Annotated in this window: 15 protein-coding genes; 10 read left to right on the top strand and 5 right to left on the bottom strand. The window is 69.2% G+C overall.

Features of this window, described 5'->3' with window-relative positions:
* Positions 1-81 precede the first annotated feature (81 nt).
* Positions 82-1,770: an L-lactate permease gene (gene lldP, locus FBZ83_RS07135; RefSeq protein ID WP_145681798.1), complete on the bottom strand. Its 1,689-nt coding sequence runs from the start codon at positions 1,768-1,770 to the stop codon at positions 82-84.
* Between the two features lie 372 nt (positions 1,771-2,142).
* Here lldP and FBZ83_RS07130 point away from each other — a divergent pair, with 372 nt between their 5' ends.
* Positions 2,143-2,952: an FCD domain-containing protein gene (locus tag FBZ83_RS07130; RefSeq protein ID WP_247888190.1), complete on the top strand. Its 810-nt coding sequence runs from the start codon at positions 2,143-2,145 to the stop codon at positions 2,950-2,952.
* A 74-nt stretch (positions 2,953-3,026) separates the two neighbouring features.
* Complete coding sequence (locus tag FBZ83_RS07125; protein ID WP_145681797.1) at positions 3,027-3,845, top strand: cytochrome c oxidase assembly protein; 819 nt, start codon at positions 3,027-3,029, stop codon at positions 3,843-3,845.
* A 5-nt stretch (positions 3,846-3,850) separates the two neighbouring features.
* Here the strand turns inward: FBZ83_RS07125 and FBZ83_RS07120 are convergent, their stop codons facing one another.
* Together FBZ83_RS07120 and clpB are read right to left on the bottom strand one after the other, a co-directional pair.
* Positions 3,851-4,444 (bottom strand): class I SAM-dependent methyltransferase, encoded by a 594-nt coding sequence (locus FBZ83_RS07120; protein ID WP_145681795.1) that lies wholly within the window; start codon positions 4,442-4,444, stop codon positions 3,851-3,853.
* 146 nt (positions 4,445-4,590) lie between these two features.
* A complete protein-coding gene (gene clpB, locus FBZ83_RS07115; protein WP_145681794.1) occupies positions 4,591-7,257 on the bottom strand; it encodes an ATP-dependent chaperone ClpB in 2,667 nt (888 codons plus the stop codon).
* A gap of 280 nt (positions 7,258-7,537) precedes the next feature.
* Here clpB and FBZ83_RS07110 point away from each other — a divergent pair, with 280 nt between their 5' ends.
* The 8 genes from FBZ83_RS07110 (at position 7,538) to FBZ83_RS07075 (ending at position 14,998) form a co-directional block, all read left to right on the top strand.
* Complete coding sequence (locus FBZ83_RS07110) at positions 7,538-8,377, top strand: IclR family transcriptional regulator (RefSeq protein ID WP_040136541.1); 840 nt, start codon at positions 7,538-7,540, stop codon at positions 8,375-8,377.
* Positions 8,341-9,333 carry a 2-dehydro-3-deoxygalactonokinase gene (locus FBZ83_RS07105; RefSeq protein ID WP_145681793.1) on the top strand — a complete coding sequence of 331 codons (993 nt, stop codon included), beginning with the start codon at positions 8,341-8,343 and terminating at the stop codon, positions 9,331-9,333. The genes FBZ83_RS07110 and FBZ83_RS07105 overlap by 37 nt, the downstream gene beginning before the upstream one ends.
* Positions 9,334-9,338: 5 nt before the next feature.
* Positions 9,339-9,989 carry a 2-dehydro-3-deoxy-6-phosphogalactonate aldolase gene (locus tag FBZ83_RS07100; RefSeq protein ID WP_145681792.1) on the top strand — a complete coding sequence of 217 codons (651 nt, stop codon included), beginning with the start codon at positions 9,339-9,341 and terminating at the stop codon, positions 9,987-9,989.
* Between the two features lie 103 nt (positions 9,990-10,092).
* Positions 10,093-11,058, top strand: coding sequence for a Bug family tripartite tricarboxylate transporter substrate binding protein (locus FBZ83_RS07095; RefSeq protein ID WP_145681791.1), 966 nt, complete (start codon positions 10,093-10,095; stop codon positions 11,056-11,058).
* 91 nt (positions 11,059-11,149) lie between these two features.
* Positions 11,150-11,662: a tripartite tricarboxylate transporter TctB family protein gene (locus tag FBZ83_RS07090; protein ID WP_114856703.1), complete on the top strand. Its 513-nt coding sequence runs from the start codon at positions 11,150-11,152 to the stop codon at positions 11,660-11,662.
* A gap of 48 nt (positions 11,663-11,710) precedes the next feature.
* Positions 11,711-13,255, top strand: a complete 1,545-nt coding sequence (locus FBZ83_RS07085; protein WP_145681789.1) for a tripartite tricarboxylate transporter permease — start codon at positions 11,711-11,713, stop codon at positions 13,253-13,255.
* Complete coding sequence (locus FBZ83_RS07080; protein ID WP_145681787.1) at positions 13,252-14,166, top strand: SMP-30/gluconolactonase/LRE family protein; 915 nt, start codon at positions 13,252-13,254, stop codon at positions 14,164-14,166. Before FBZ83_RS07085 ends, FBZ83_RS07080 begins: the two co-directional genes overlap by 4 nt.
* 55 nt (positions 14,167-14,221) lie before the next feature.
* On the top strand, positions 14,222-14,998 hold the full coding sequence (locus FBZ83_RS07075) for an SDR family NAD(P)-dependent oxidoreductase (RefSeq protein ID WP_145681785.1): 777 nt from the start codon (positions 14,222-14,224) through the stop codon (positions 14,996-14,998).
* 30 nt (positions 14,999-15,028) lie between these two features.
* Here FBZ83_RS07075 and FBZ83_RS07070 read toward each other — a convergent pair whose 3' ends face one another.
* Positions 15,029-15,466, bottom strand: a complete 438-nt coding sequence (locus tag FBZ83_RS07070) for a hypothetical protein (protein ID WP_145681783.1) — start codon at positions 15,464-15,466, stop codon at positions 15,029-15,031.
* The gene (locus FBZ83_RS07065; RefSeq protein WP_247888189.1) at positions 15,463-15,723 is read right to left on the bottom strand and encodes a hypothetical protein; all 261 of its coding nucleotides are present in this window, start codon (positions 15,721-15,723) and stop codon (positions 15,463-15,465) included. The genes FBZ83_RS07070 and FBZ83_RS07065 overlap by 4 nt, the downstream gene beginning before the upstream one ends.
* Between the last annotated feature and the right edge of the window lie 35 nt (positions 15,724-15,758).

Below are 15,758 nucleotides of genomic sequence, written 5' to 3'. Positions count from 1 at the left end.
GCGGCGCCGTAGGAAATAAAGCTCGGCAGTGGATGACGCCCCTTCTCCCCGGGAGGAGGAGAAGGGGGTTGGCTTCGACGCTTACGGGATCATCCAGGGCAGGATGTAGGCCTGGATCATGGTGATGACGCCGATGATCGCGACGAAGAACAGGCTGTGCTTCACGGTGAAGCGGAACAGTTCGGACTCGCGGCCGACCAGACCCACCGCGGCGCAGGCCACGGCGATCGACTGCGGGGAGATCATCTTGCCGGTGACGCCGCCGGTCGTGTTGGCCGCGACCATCAGCACGTCGGACACGCCCACCTGCTGCGCCGTGGTGGCCTGCAGGCCGCAGAACAGCGCGTTGCTCGACGTGTCGGAGCCGGTGAGGAACACGCCCAGCCAGCCCAGGATCGGCGAGAAGAACGGGAACAGGCCGCCCGTGCCGGCCAGCAGCAGCGCCAGGGTCGAGGACAGGCCCGAGTAGTTGGCGATGAAGGCGAAGGCCAGGACCATGCCGATCGAGTAGATCGGGCGCTTCAGCTCGCCGACCGTCTCGACGAAGGTCTTGACGCCGTCGGCCGGGCGCATCTTCAGCATGACCATCGTGATGATCGCGGAGATCAGGATGGCCGTGCCGGTGGCCGACAGCAGGTCGAGCTTGTAGACGGCCTCGATGGGCTTGGGCGAGGCGACGATCGGGGCGGCCTTCAGCACCAGCTTGTCCAGCCCGGCGACCGGGAAGTACAGCACCGTGTCGGCCAGCGCGCCGCCCTTGGCAAACAGCGCCTTGAAGGGCTTCAGGCTCCAGATCGTGACGATCACGGTCAGGATCAGGAAGGGCGACCAGGCTTTGGCGATCTCACCGGCGCTGTAGCCGCGCTGGGCGTTGAACTCGCTCGACGCCATGGCGCCGACCGACTGCGGCACCGGGCCGGCGGGCAGCGGGGAGTTGGGGAAGCGGAAGATCGCCTTGGGCTTCCAGAACTTCAGGAAGACGGTGATGCTGACGAGGCTGACCAGAGCGGAGGTGATGTCCGGCAGCTCCGGCCCGATGAAGTTGGCGGTGAAATACTGGGTGACGGCGAAGGTGCCGCCGGCGACCAGGATGGCGGGCCAGGTCTCGCGCACGCCCTTCCAGCCGTCCATGATCATGATGATCCAGAAGGGCACGAAGACGGACAGCAGCGGCAGCTGGCGGCCGGCCATGGCGCCGATCCGGAACGGGTCGAGCGAGGTGACCTGACCGGCGACGATGATCGGAATGCCCATGGCGCCGAAGGCCACCGGGGCGGTGTTGGCGATCAGGCAGAGACCGGCGGCGTAGAGCGGGTTGAAGCCCAGCCCGACCAGCAGCGCCGCGGTGATGGCGACCGGCGCGCCGAAGCCCGCAGCCCCTTCCAGGAAGGCGCCGAAGGAGAAGCCGACCATCAGCATCTGAAGACGCTGGTCCTCGGTGATCGACACCACCGACGAGCGGATGATCTCGAACTGACCGGTCTTGACCGTGATCTTGTAGAGGAACACGGCGGCCACGATGATCCAGGCGATCGGCCACAGGCCGTAGAGGAAGCCGTATCCGGCGGACGCCAGGGCCATGCCGACCGGCATCTTGTAGAACAGGATGGCGACGGCCAGCGAAATGGCGACGGTGATGGTGCCCGCGACGTGGCCCTTCATGCGCAGCATCGTCAGCGCGATGAAGAAGAAGATGATCGGCAACGCGGCCACAAGTGCCGAAAGCCAAAGGTTACCCGCGGGATCGTAGACTTGTGTCCAGGGCTGCATGTTTCCTACCTATGCCGCAGATTCTCGGTTCTGCGCTTTGGCCAGCGACCATGAGTGGAGCCCGGATCCGCACGTCTTATCCGGACGCGCGCCGCCTGTCATTCCATGGCCGTTCGACCGTGGAGATCAGTTTTTTCTTGGGTTGGGCTCCGGTCAAAACATATGACCAAAGGCTCTGAACGGATACATTGGGTCGCAATGGTTGGCAATAGGGAAAATTCAATTTACCGTCGGCGTCGCGAGAGACTTTTTCTTGCCCGTGGTATTACCACCTGACCCCCTTCGATAGCGCTGCGATCGGGAAACGGTGCCATGGGGTGCGGTTGGGCTGGACGCGCGGAAGCCGTGACGATATCTAACCTTCGGGATCGGATGGGATTTCTGCGGATGCAGGGCAAGGGGCAGGGCAAGGGAATGATCAAGCCGGCCAAATTGGCGGACGCCATCGCCGACCATCTGGAGACGCTGATCCGGGAGGGCGTGCTGCGTCCGGGGGAGAAGCTGCTGCCGGAGCGGGATCTGGCGCTGAAGCTGGACGTCTCGCGCCCGTCGCTGCGCGACGCCCTGGAGAAGCTGGAGGAGCGCGGGCTGCTCGTCTCCGGGCGCAACGGCACCCACATCGCGCAGTTCCTGGCGCCCATCGCCGCCCCGCTGGCGGCGCTGCTTCAGTCCGACCCGGACGCGCCTTTCCATTATCTGGAGTTCCGCACCTCCATCGAGGCGGCGGCGGCCAAGCTGGCCGCGCAGCGGGCGACCGACCTCGACCGTCAGGCGATCCGCGCCCTGGCCCAGCGCATGCGCGACGCCCACGGCAAGGACGACCCGTCGGAAGAGGCCGACGTGGACGCCCAGCTTCACCTCGCCTTCTACGAGGCGGCGCACAACACGGTGATGCTGCACATCATGGGCGCGCTGTCGGAGATGCTGCGCAACGACGTCTTCTACAACCGCGACCGGCTCTACACGCGGCCCGGCGTGCGCGACCTGCTGCTGGAGCAGCATCTGGCCATCGTCGACGCGGTGCTGGCCGGCGACGCCGAGGCCGCCCACACGGCGGCGGAGGCGCATGTGATGTTCACGTTGCACACCCTGCGGGAAATCCGCGAGGACGACACGCGGCTTGAGGCCTCCCTGCGCCGTATCGGGCGCACCGACCTGATCGAAACCGCCGAACGGGCCTGAGCCAAAGGGCGGCGTTTGGGAACCCGAGGGCCATTCCCGGTTTTACACGGCTGTCGACCAAGGGAGGTCCAGCCGTGCCCACCGCAACGCCGCTCGCCGAAACGCTGCCGTCTATCATTCCCTATTGCGGCGCCCCACCGGTGCCGGACGGGTTCTGGAGCGCCTGGAACGGCGACCCGGTCCTGCTGTCCGTCTTCGCCCTGGCCGCCGCGGGATACGCGATGGTGGTGCGGCGGCATGGAGCGGGGATGGCGCGGCACCAGCCCTGGTGCTTTGCCGCCGGCTGGCTGGTTCTGTTCGCCGCCTTCGTGTCGCCGCTGTGCAACCTGACCTCCGCCCTGTTCTCGGCGCGGGTGGTCCAGCATCTCCTGACCATCCAGGTCGCGGCGCCCCTGCTGGTCCTGTCCTGGCCGATGGGCGAGCTCCGCTGGCCCAACTGGGCGCGGGTCCTGGCGTCACCTTTGGCCGTTCCGGAAATCGCCTGGGGGCTGTTCGGGCTGTTCCTCTGGGTGTGGCACCTGCCGGGACCCTACATGGCGGCGCTGCGCTTCGACGCGGTGCTGTGGGTCATGCACGCCAGCCTGCTCGTCGGCGCGGTGGCCGCGTGGCGGACGGTGCTGGCCCCCGACGATGGGGCGATGCGGGGGCGGGGGCTGCTGTCGGCCTTCGGCACCTCGGTGCATCTCGCCATCCTGGCGGCCCTGCTGATCTTCGCCCCGCAGCCGCTGTTCGTCTACCATCTGGAGACGACGGCGCCCTGGGGCCTGTCGGCGCTCGCCGACCAGCAACTCGGCGGCCTCATCATGGGGGTGGTCGGGGCGGCGGTCTATGTGGGGATTAATCTCTACGCGCTGGCGCGCTGGCTGATGGTGCCCGAGCGGCAGAGGTCGTAAGGCGGTCAGCGCGCCTCCAATCCGAGGAAGCTCCAGGACACGTCGCCGCGGCCGAGCATGTCCTCCCGGTCGTTCCGATGGATGCAGCGAAGGCCGACGGACGCGGCAAGCGCGATGGTCTCGGCGGCCGAGACGTCGTACATGGTCCGCCCCGCCGGCACCGGGCCGTGCCGCAAGGACATGACGACCCGGCCGTTCGGGTTCAGGAGGGACGCGATGTGCGGCATGGCGATGGCTCGCTGGGCCTCATCGAGGTGCATCCACACCGCGGTGAGCAGGACGACGTCGTAGCGTCCGCCGTCGCCTCGCAGCACGGTCAGTTCCGGCAGGCTGTCGTCGAGCCAGTGGATCGGCGTCGCGGCGTGGATGCGCATTCCCGCGCTGCGAAGCTCCGGCGTCGGTTCGACGGCGGTCACATCATGACCGAGCCGCGAGAGGGCGGCCGCGTCCCGTCCGGTGCCCGCGCCGATGTCCAGGACGCGGCTCGGCCGGGAGGGAAAGAGGTGGAGCACATCGCGATGCACATCGGCGAAGGCCACGCTCTCGTACTGTTCGGTGAGCGCTGTCGCGTTTTCACCGTATCCGTTCCGTCCGCTCATTCCCCGGCTCTCCGCATGATGCGCCGATGACGGCGCGACCGTCCCCTGCTTACCACAGACAGCCGGAGATCGTCGGTGCGCTGGGGAAACGCGCTCAACGAAAAACCCCGGCCCTTGCGGGCCGGGGTTCTCGTGTCGCGTCACGCTCAGTGGACGGCGGCGCTGCTCCGTCCGCCGCCGGTCAGGGCGAAGCCCAGCGGCGGCCGTTCCGGGGCCTTGAAGCCGGTGGCGCGGTCCTCCTCGACCGGCACCCCGTCCAAGGTCAGGCGACCGTCCCGCGCCGACAGGTGCAGGGTCGAGCGTTCGTCCACCTCGCCGTCGAGCAGCCGCTCGGCGATGGGGTCCTCCACCAGATTCTGCACCGCCCGCTTCAACGGGCGGGCGCCGAAGGCCGGGTCCCAGCCGAGGTCGGCGAGCCGGGCGCGGGCCGCGTCGTCGGCGGTCAGCGACAGGCCGCGCTCCGCCAGACGGTCGGCGACGCGGGCGAGCTGGATGTCCACGATGTGGGCCATCTGCTCGCGCCCCAGCCGGCGGAAGATCAGCACGTCATCCAGCCGGTTCAGGAACTCCGGCCGGAAGGCGCGGCGCACCGCGTCCATCACCTCGATCCGCGCCCCTTCCAGGCTGTCGTCCTCGCCGAGCGCCGTCAGGGCGTCCGCCCCCAGGTTCGACGTCATGATCAGGATCGCGTGGCGGAAGTCCGCCGTGCGGCCCTGGCCATCGGTCAGCCGCCCGTCGTCGAGCGCCTGGAGCAGCACGTTCAGCACGTCCGGATGGGCCTTCTCCACCTCGTCCAGCAGGACGACCTGATAGGGCCGGCGCCGGATCTTCTCGGCCAGAGTCCCGCCGTCGTCATACCCGACATAGCCCGGGGGCGAGCCGATCATGCGGGCGACGGAGTGCTTTTCCATGTATTCCGACATGTCGACGCGGGTGACCGCGGTCTCGTCGTCGAACAGGAAGGCGGCCAGCGCCTTGGCCAGCTCCGTCTTGCCGACGCCGGTCGGGCCGAGGAACAGGAAGGAGCCGGTGGGACGGTTCGGGTCCTTCAACCCGGCCCGCGCCCGGCGCACCGCCTTGGACACGGCGCGCACCGCCTCGGCCTGACCGACGACGCGTTCGGCCAGCCGGTCCTCCATGCCCTTCAGCCGCTGCCGCTCGCTGTCCAGCATGCGGTCCACCGGGATGCCGGTCCAGCGGGTGACCACGGCGGCGATGTCCTTCGCCGTCACCTCCTCCCGCTCGGCGTTGGCGCGGGATTCGGCCTCGGCCAGACGCTTCTCCAAGTCGGGAACGACGCCGTAGGCCAGCTCGCCGGCCTTCGCCCAGTCGCCGTCGCGCTGCGCGTGCTCCAGCTTGGTGCGGGCCTGGTCCAGTTCCTCCTTCAGGCGGCGGCCCTCGGTGCGGCGGGACTGCCCGACGCGCCATTCCTCCTCCATGGCGGTCAGCTTCGCCTCGTCCACCGCAAGTTCGGACTCCAGCTTGTGCAGACGTTCCTGGGACGCGGCGTCCGGTTCCGACTTCAGGGCCTCGCGCTCGATCTTCAACTGGGCGACGCGGCGGCCGACGGCGTCCAGCGCCTCCGGCTTGCTGTCGATCGCCATGCGCAGGCGGCTGGCCGCCTCGTCGACGAGGTCGATGGCCTTGTCGGGCAGGCGGCGGTCGGCGATGTAGCGGGCGGAGAGCTGCACCGCCGCGACCACCGCCGCGTCGGCGATGCGCACGCCGTGGTGCACCTCGTACTTGCCCTTGATGCCGCGCAGGATCGACACGGCGTCCTCGTCGGACGGCTCGTCCACGTTCACCGGCTGGAAGCGGCGGGCCAGCGCCGCGTCCTTCTCGATGTACTTGCGGTACTCGTCCGGCGTGGTGGCGCCGACGCAGCGCAGCTCGCCGCGCGCCAGCGCGGGCTTCAGCATGTTGGCGGCGTCCATGGCGCCGTCCGTGCGGCCGGCGCCGATCAGCGAGTGCAGCTCGTCGATGAACAGGATGATGCGGCCCGCCGCCTGTTGCACCTCCGACAGGACGGCCTTCAGCCGCTCCTCGAAGTCGCCGCGGAACTTGGCGCCGGCCAGCAGGGCGGTGAGGTCGAGCGCGAGCACGCGCCGGTCCTTCAGCCCCTCCGGCACGTCGCCGGAGGCCAGCCGCTGGGCCAGACCCTCCACAACGGCGGTCTTGCCGACGCCGGGTTCGCCGATCAGCACGGGGTTGTTCTTGGTGCGCCGGGCCAGGACCTGGATGGTGCGGCGGATCTCGTCGTCACGCCCGATCACCGGGTCGAGACGGCCCTGCCGCGCCTCTTCCGTCAGGTCGCGGGCGTATTTGGCGAGCGCCTCGCCCATCTGGGCATCCTCCTGCCGATCGGCCGGGCGGTTTTTGCTCAGCGACTCGACGCCCTCGACCAGCACCGCGGGATCGACACCGGCGCGGTGGAACAGCGCGCGGGTGGCGCCGCCCTGGGCGGCCAGCGATTCGAGGAGCCGTTCGGGGGAGACGAACTTGTCGCCGGCCCCCCGCGCCGTCTCGACGGCGTTCTGGAGCACGCCGGCGAGCGCCGGGGACATGAAGATCGGGTGCGGCCCTTCGCCATCCACACGGGTCTGGCGGTTGAGGGTTTCCTCGGCGGCGGTCTTCAAAAGCTCGGGATCGCCGCCGGCATCGCGGATCAGCTTGGCGGGCACGCCGTCGGCGTCCTCGACCAGGGCCTTCACGAGATGTTCGGGGACGAGCTGTTGGTGGCGTCCGGCGAGAGCCGCCAGTTGCGCAGCCTGGATGACGCCGCGCGCACGGTCGGTGAACAGACCGAAGTCCATCAGGCACTCCGTTCGTTATGGTTCCCGCCCTTTGCGAAGGCGCGGGAAGACGGCCTGTGTGGCCCGCACCATGCGCGGCCCCGGTCGCCTCAAGGGAACAGATGGGCAGGAGCCCCGCCCCGGTCAAGACGGCCGCCCAGACCGTGGGGCAAGGCTGTCTTGCGCTGCCATTGTCTCACTATATGGACAAAGATTTATTTATTTGACACACTCCGTACGCCTTCATAAAGTGGTGGAAACTGATATGCCAGATATCGGACAACAACGCGGGAGGGAGGATATGGCCGGCATCGGAGCAAATCCGCTCGATGCACAAGCGTCGCCGGAGAAGCCGCAGGCCTCCGGAACCCAGACGCTGATGCGCGGCCTCGCCCTCCTGGAATGCGTGGCGGCGGGCATCGGTGACGTGAAGGGCATCGCCGCCCGGCTGGGCACGCCGCGCAGCACCACGCACCGGATGCTCAACAGCCTGACCCAGGACGGCTATCTGCATCACGTGCCCTACAAGGGCTATCTGCTGGGGCCGAAGCTGATCGCGCTCGGCATGCGCGCGCTGGAGCAGCGCCCGCTGGTCGCCATCGCCCGCCCGCACATCGAGGAACTGGCCCGCCAGACCGGCGACACCGTCCATCTCGGCGTCGTCGAAGGGGCGGAGGTCTTCTACCTCGACAAGATTCCGAACACGCGCGGGCTGGAGATGCGGTCGCGCATCGGCCTGCGCATGCCGCTGGCCTCCACGGGGCTTGGCAAGGCGCTTCTCCTCGGCCTGCCGCGCGAGCGCTGGTCCGAGCTGTACGAACACGCGCTCCGCCTGACCGCGGCGGCGCCGGAACGGCCCCCGCTGGCGCCCTGGCCGGAGTTCGAATCCCGGCTGGCCGCCTATGTGGACCGCGGCTGGTCCTTCGACCTTGAAGAAAACGAAATCGGCATCCGCTGCGTCGGCGCGCCGATCCGTGACGTCCGCAACCAGGTCGTCGCCGCCATCAGCGTGGCGAGCGCCGTGCCGTACATGCCGGACGAACGGATGGAGGAGCTTGGACCCGTGGTCCGGGCGGTCGCCGACGCGATTTCAAAGGATTTGGGATGGAAACGGGACGAACGGGCGTCGGGGCATCGCTGATCGCCCTCGACTGGGGAACGTCGAGCCTGCGCGGCTTCCTGATGGGCGGCGACGGGCGGGTGCTGGACCAGCGCGCCAACGCGCACGGCATCCAGAACCTGCCGATGCCGGGCATCGCCGGCTTCGAGCAGGCCTTCGCCGACCTGTGCGGCGACTGGCTGGCAGCATATCCCGGCCTGCCGGTTGTGGCCGGCGGCATGGTCGGCAGCGCCCAGGGCTGGCGCGAGGCCCCCTATGTCCGCTGCCCCGCCGACACGACCACCCTGGCCTCGCAGGCCATCCCGGTGGAGAGCGCGTCGGGCTCCCGCATCCTGATCGCGCCGGGCGTCCTCTACGACCCGCCGAGCGGCCCGCCGGACATCCTGCGCGGCGAGGAGATCCAGATCGCCGGGGTGCTGGCCGACCGTCCCGACTGGGGCCGCGACGCCTGCATGGTGCTGCCCGGCACCCATTCCAAATGGGTGGAGATCGTCGGCGGGCGCATGATCCGCTTCTCCACCTACATGACCGGCGAGACCTTCGCCGTCCTGTGCAAGCACTCGATCCTCGGCCGGCTGATGCCGGCGGACGCCGCCCCGGCGGAGGCCGAGTCCGACGCCGCCTTCGCCGAGGGCGTGCGGGCGGCGCAGGCCAGCGGGCCGGGCGACTTCACGCACCAGATCTTCGCCGCGCGCACGCTCGGCATCACCCGCCGCATGCCGGCGGAGCTTCTGAAGGATTACCTGTCCGGCCTGCTGATCGGCCACGAGCTGGTCTCCGGCCTCGGCCACATGCGCAACGAGCTGCATGAAGGCCGCCCGCTGCTGCTGATCGGCGAGGGCGCGCTCTGCCGCCGCTACGTGCGCGGCCTGGAACTGCTGGGCGTCGAGCCCACCGACCGGCTTGAGAACACCGCCCCGCGTGGGCTCTTCCAGTTTGCCGTTGCCGCCGGCCTGATCGCGCCGGCGGGGGAGTAACCGATATGTCCGACGATTCCATCAAGGCCCGCTTCGACGCCGCCTTTTCCGCGCTGCCGCTGGTCGCCATCCTGCGCGGCCTGACCCCCGCGGAGGCGGAGGGTGTCGCGCAGACGCTCTACGACAGCGGCTTCCGCATGATCGAGGTGCCGCTGAACTCGCCCGATCCGTTCACGAGCATCGCCGCCGTCCGCCGGTTGCTGCCGCGCGACGCGCTGGTCGGCGCCGGCACGGTTCTGGAGGTGGAGCAGGTGGCCCGGCTCAAGGAGATCGGCGCCGATCTGGTCGTCATGCCGCACGCCGACACCGCGGTGATCCGCGCCGCGAAGGCCGCGGGGTTGGTCAGCCTGCCCGGGATCGCCACGCCGACGGAAGCTTTCGCAGCGCTGTCAGCCGGGGCCGACGCCCTGAAGATCTTCCCGGCGGAACTGGTCGGCCCGCGCATCATCAAGGCTATGCGCGCCATCCTGCCCGCCGGCACCCGCCTGCTGCCCGTGGGCGGCATCGCCCCGGACACCATGGCGCCGTTCCTGGAGGCCGGCGTGGCCGGCTTCGGGCTGGGGTCCGCGCTGTATGCGCCGGGCCTGTCCGCCGCCGAGGTCGGCGTCCGGGCGGACGCCTTCGTCGCCGCGTGGCGGCGCCTCAACCCGCGCTGACCGAACCCTCGGCACCAGCGCACAAGTCTGCGGCCGGTCGCAGAACGCGCCGCGGATTTCCTCCCCCCTCACCATCACAAGCAATTTTCCAGGGAGAACGTTCATGAAGGGCTATCGTTTCGTCACCGGCGCCGTCGTCGGCGCGCTGACCTCCGCCACGATGATGGTCGCCGTGCAGGCCGCCGAGTACCCGACCAAGGCGATCGAGCTGATCGTTCCGTACGCGGCCGGCGGCGGCACCGATCTGGTGGCCCGCGCCTACGCGGACGCCGTGAACCGCCACCTGCCGCAGTCGGTCGGCGTGGTGAACAAGACCGGCGGCGGCGGTGCCGTCGGCCTGTCGGAGATCATGGCCGCCCGTCCGGACGGCTACCGCATCGGCATGGGCACCGTGGAGATCACCACCCTGCCGAACCTCGGCGTCGCCCGCTTCACGGCCGATGATTTCACCCCGATCGCCCGCCTGAACGCGGAGCCGAGCGCCATCACGGTCAACGCCAACGCGCCGTGGAAGACCATCGAGGAGTTCCTGGCCTACGCCAAGGAGAACCCGGGCAAGGTCCGCATCGGCAACTCCGGCACCGGCGCCATCTGGCACCTCGCCGCCGAGGCTCTGGCGACCAAGTCGGGCCTGAAGTTCAGCCACATCCCGTACGACGGCGCCAACCCGGCGGTCACGGCACTCCTCGGCAACCACATCGAGGCGGTCAGCGTCAGCCCGGCCGAGGTGTCGAGCCACATCGCCGCCGGCACGCTGCGCATCCTGGCCGTGATGGACGACCAGCGCTCCAAGGCGTTCCCGGACGCCCCGACGCTGAAGGAGAAGGGCATCGACGTAACGGTCGCCACGTGGCGCGGCATCGTCGTTCCGAAGAAGACCCCGGCGAACGTCGTCGAGACGCTGCGCGCCGCCTCCAAGAAGGCGGTCGAGGAGCAGGGCTTCCGCGACCAGCTGGCCAAGATGAACCTCAGCTACGCTTATCTCGACGGCCCGGAATACAAGGTGGCCATGGAGAAGGACGCCGAAATGTTCAAGGTGCTGATGAAGCAGATCGGCCTCGCCAAGTAAGCCGATCCAAGCAAGCCGCTTCACGCAAGCCGCATCCCCGGCGTGTCCCCGGCGGCCTTCGGGCCGCCGGGCGTCCGAAGGAGATTCATTCATGAGCAACGCTCCCGCTCCGGGCGGCAAGGTCGGCCTGCGCCCGCAGGACCGCCTTGCCACGCTGGTCATCGCTGTCCTCGTCATGGCTGTCGCTGTGGCCGCCATCATCGTCGCGGGTGATTTCCCGCCGACCATGCTGGAGACCGACGTCGGCCCTGCACGCTTCCCGATCATCTTCGCGGTTGCCCTGCTGGTGCTCTGCGCGATCCTGGTCTTCAACACGCTTCGGGCGCCGGCCGCTCCCCCGGACGATCCGGCGCAGGCCGAACCCAAGGCCAGCTACGGCACGGTGGCCATCGGCATCGTCGCGACCGCCGCCTGCCTGTACGCCATGGAGTTCGTCGGCTACGCCATCGCGACGCCCATCTACCTGTTCGGCCTGATGTGGCTGATGGGGCGGCGCAACGTGATCGCGAACGCCGCCATCGCCGCCGTGCTGACCGCGCTCATCTACGCCGCCTTCGCCGTGGCGCTCAGCGTGCCGCTTCCGGTCGGGAGTCTTTTCGAATGACCCGAACCGATCCGACCGGCCGCAACACTCCGCTGACGGAGGGGTGAGATGTACGAACTCGACATGCTTCTTCACGGCGCGCAGGCGCTGTTCAACCAGCCCATGGCGCTGCTGCTCGCCCTGTTCGGCGTCACGCTGGGCATCATCATCGGCGCGCTGCCCGGCCTGACGGCGACGATGGGCGTGGCGATCCTGCTGCCCTTCACCTTCGGCATGGACCCGCTGTCGGGCCTGTTGATGATTTCCGGCGTCTTCTTCGGCGGCATCTACGGCGGGTCGGTCACCGCCATCCTGCTGAAGATCCCCGGCACCCCGGCCGCCGCCGCCACCGCCATCGACGGCTTCGAGCTGACCAAGAAGGGGCAGGCCGGCATCGCGCTCGGCACCGCCACCTTCTCGTCCTTCCTGGGCGGCACGGCCAGCGTCTTCGTGCTGATCTTCCTGGCCCCGGTGCTGGCGCGCTTCGCGTTGGAATTCAGCGCGTCGGAATCCTTCGCGCTCGCCGTCTTCGGCTTGTCGATCATTGCGAGCATTTCCGGCGTGTCGGTCATCAAGGGCCTGATCTCCGGATTCCTCGGCCTGCTGCTGGCGACCGTCGGGCTCGACCCGATGGGCGGCTTCCCGCGCTACACCGGCGGCTACACCGAGTTGTTCAACGTGCCCTTCATCCCGGTGATGATCGGCCTGTTCGCCGCCGCCGAAGCCTTCAAGTCGCTGGAGGACCCGCAGGTTCGCGCCGGCATGGCCGCGGCGCTGGACCGCATCATCCCGCCCTGGCACATGTTCCGCCGCCAGATCGGCAACATCGCGCGCTCCTCGGGCCTTGGCATCATCATCGGCATGATCCCGGGCGCCGGCGCCGACATCGCCGCCTTCGTCGCCTACAACGAGGCCAAGCGCTTCAGCAAGACACCGGAGAATTACGGCAAGGGCGAATTGGGCGCCGTCGCCGCCTGCGAGTCCGGCGCCAACGGCTGCACCGGCGGCGCGCTGCTGACCATGCTGACTCTGGGTATCCCCGGCGACGCGGTGACCGCGGTGATGCTGGGCGCCCTGACGCTCCAGGGCCTGCAGCCCGGCCCGCTGCTGTTCAAGGACCATGCCGATCTGGTCTTCACGCTGTTCGCCGGCATGCTGGTCTGCTACGTGATGATGCTGGTGGTCGGCCTCGGCTCGCTGCGCTTCATGGGGCGCATCCTGCAGATGCCGAAGTCGGTTCTGACGCCGTGCATCCTGGCGCTGTGCATCGTCGGTACCTACGCCATCAACAACAGCCTGTTCGACATCTGGATCATGCTGGCCGCCGGCGTCGTCGGCTACTTCATGCAGAAGTGGGACTTCCCGGCCTCGCCCGTCGTGCTCGCCCTCATCATGGGGCCGATGGCGGAGGCGAACTTCCGTCGCGCACTGTCGCTGTCGGGCGGCAGCTACGACTTCCTCTACACCCGTCCGATCACCGCGGTCCTGCTGACCATCGCGATCCTGACGCTGATGCTCCCGCTGCTGCGCCGCCTGTGGGCGCAACGCTCGTCCGGCGGACCGACGACGATCAACCCGGCCGCCGGGAGCAGCCGCATGGGGACCCCGGAATGACGACCACGACCAGCATTGGCCTGGAGGCCGTCTTCGATCCCGACCTGCGCAACGGCACCGGCGAGAATCCGGTCTGGGACGCCGAGCGGAACTCGTGGACCTGGATCGACATCCCGGCGCGGACCATCCACCGTCTCGACCCCTCCAGCGGCGCCCACCGCCGCTGGACCCTGCCGGAGATGATCGGCAGCCTCGTCCTGCGTCCGGACGGCGGCGTGGTCTGCGCCTGCGAGACCGGCGTCTTCGACGTCGACCTACCGGGCGAGGGGGGCGAGGCGGTGGTCACCACCCTCGCCACCCACCGCTTCCCCAAGGAGGGCATGCGCTTCAACGACGGGCGCTGCGACCGGCAGGGACGGTTCTGGCTGTCCAGCATGGTCATGGACATCAGCCAAGGCGACTCCTCCGGCCGGTGGCACCGCTTCACGCGGGCCGACGGGCTGACCGAGACGGGGACCGGCGGCTACATCATCCCCAACGGGTCAGCCTTCAGCCCGGACGGGCGCACCCTCTACGCGTCCGACAGCCACCGCAACGTGCGGATGGTCTGGGCCTGGGACTACGACACGGACACCGGCACCGCCGCCAACCGCCGCCCCTTCGTCGACATGCGGGCGATGGTCGGGCGTCCCGACGGCGCCGCGGTGGACGTCGACGGCTGCTACTGGATCTGCTGCCTGGATGAGGGTTGCATCAAGCGCTTCACTCCGAACGGCGACCTCGACCGCCGCATCGAGGTGCCGATGCGCAAGCCGACCATGTGCGCCTTCGGCGGGCCGGACCTGCGGACGATGCTGGTCACCTCGCTCAGCCGCGGGCCGGCGGACCTCGCCGAGGACCCGCATGGCGGGCGCGTCCTGATGTTCGATCCCGGCGCCCAGGGCCTGCCGGAACCCCGCCTGGCTGTTTGAACCCTCTCCCCGGAGGGGAGAGGGAACGTCAAGACCAAGACACGAGAGGCAAGGAATGTTTGACGATCTGAAGGGCAAGCGCGTTCTCATCACCGGCTCCACCCAGGGCATCGGCTTGGCGGCGGTGGAGGCGTTCGCCCGCGCCGGCGCCAAGGTCGCCATGAACGGCCGCCGCGTTCCGGCGGACCTGGAGGCCACGCTGGCCCGTCTGAACGGGCTGGGCGGCGAGGTCGTCTTCCTCCAGGCCGACGTGTCGGACAGCGCGGCGTGCGGTACGCTCGTCGAGGCGTTCGTGGAGCGCTTCGGCGGCATCGACGTGCTCGTCAACAACGCGGGCGGCCTGGTCGCGCGCAAGCCGCTGCCGGAAATCGACGACGCGTTCTTCGACGCGGTGACCGACCTGAACTCCCGCTCCGCCCTGATGGTGACCAAGCACGCCCTGCCGCACCTGAAGGCCGCGGCGGCGCAGAACGGCACCACCTCCTCGGTGATCTCGGTCGGCTCGGTCGCCGGCTACACCGGCGGCGGTCCTGGCGCTGGCCTGTACGGCGCGGCCAAGGCGTGGCTGCACAACATCCAGAAGAACTGGGTGGCCTTCCACACGAAGGACGGCATCCGCTTCAACATGGTGTCGCCGGGGACCTTCGACACGGCCTTCCACGCCGACAAGGACGAGGACACCAAGGCCCGCATCGGCTCCGGCTTCCCGATGGGCCGCTTCGGCCGTCCGGAAGAGTGCGCTCCGACCTTCCTGTTCTTCGCGTCGCACGCCTGCAGCGGCTACATCACCGGGCAGGTTCTCGACGTCAACGGCGGCCAGTACATGCCGTGACGATTGGTGATTCCGTCCGTGTCCGGTTGCTCAAAGCGGGCGCGGCGGGATGGCGGCCGTGAAGGCCGCCGTTTTGGCGGCGATGGCCGGCAGGGTGGGGAAGGGCACGCCGTCCTCGCACCGCAACTGCCGGGCCACCGCGTGCAGGGTGCCGTGATGGCGGCGGCAGAGGATGCCGTCGGCGTCGCGGTCGTAGAGCCGGACGAACTGGACGGGCGCCGCGCCCTCCTCCGCATGGACCTCCACCTCCACCAGATGGGTGCAGAAGGAGCAGGCGGTCAGCGGGTCCGTCGAATCGAAGGCCACGCCGGCCTCCAGGCAGCGCCGCGCGAAGGCCTCCAGAAGCACCGACGCGCTGTCCACCGTCTCCAGCCCGCGCAGGGCACGCACGACGTCACGCATCTGGCCGACCTCCGGCAGGATCAGCCCGGCGGCGGAATGGCGGTCGTGGATCACCAGCTTCATCATGATGCGCAGGCCGTCTCGAACAGGGTGGGCTCGAACTGGGTGGGGCGGTGGTTGGCCGTGCCGTTCGCAGCGGCATAGCCGGGCCGGCTCGACCAGACCCGCTGGCGGATGCGGATCTGCGTCCGGCAGTCCGCCGAGCAGTAGAGCGGGGCGGGGCCGCGGCCGGAGGCGCGGGTGAACGGACGCCCGCAGCAGGCGCAATGCAGCGTCTGTGCGGAGGCGGGCTGGATCATTCGGGTGTGTGTCGGCGTCGGCATGGCTGGATTCACGAGGCATTTCCAAAGTTGGACGG

The sequence above is a fragment of the Azospirillum brasilense genome (genome assembly GCF_007827815.1).
Taxonomy (GTDB): domain Bacteria; phylum Pseudomonadota; class Alphaproteobacteria; order Azospirillales; family Azospirillaceae; genus Azospirillum; species Azospirillum brasilense_C.
Note: the sequence above shows the minus strand (reverse complement) of the source record. Positions and strands in the feature narration are given on the sequence as shown.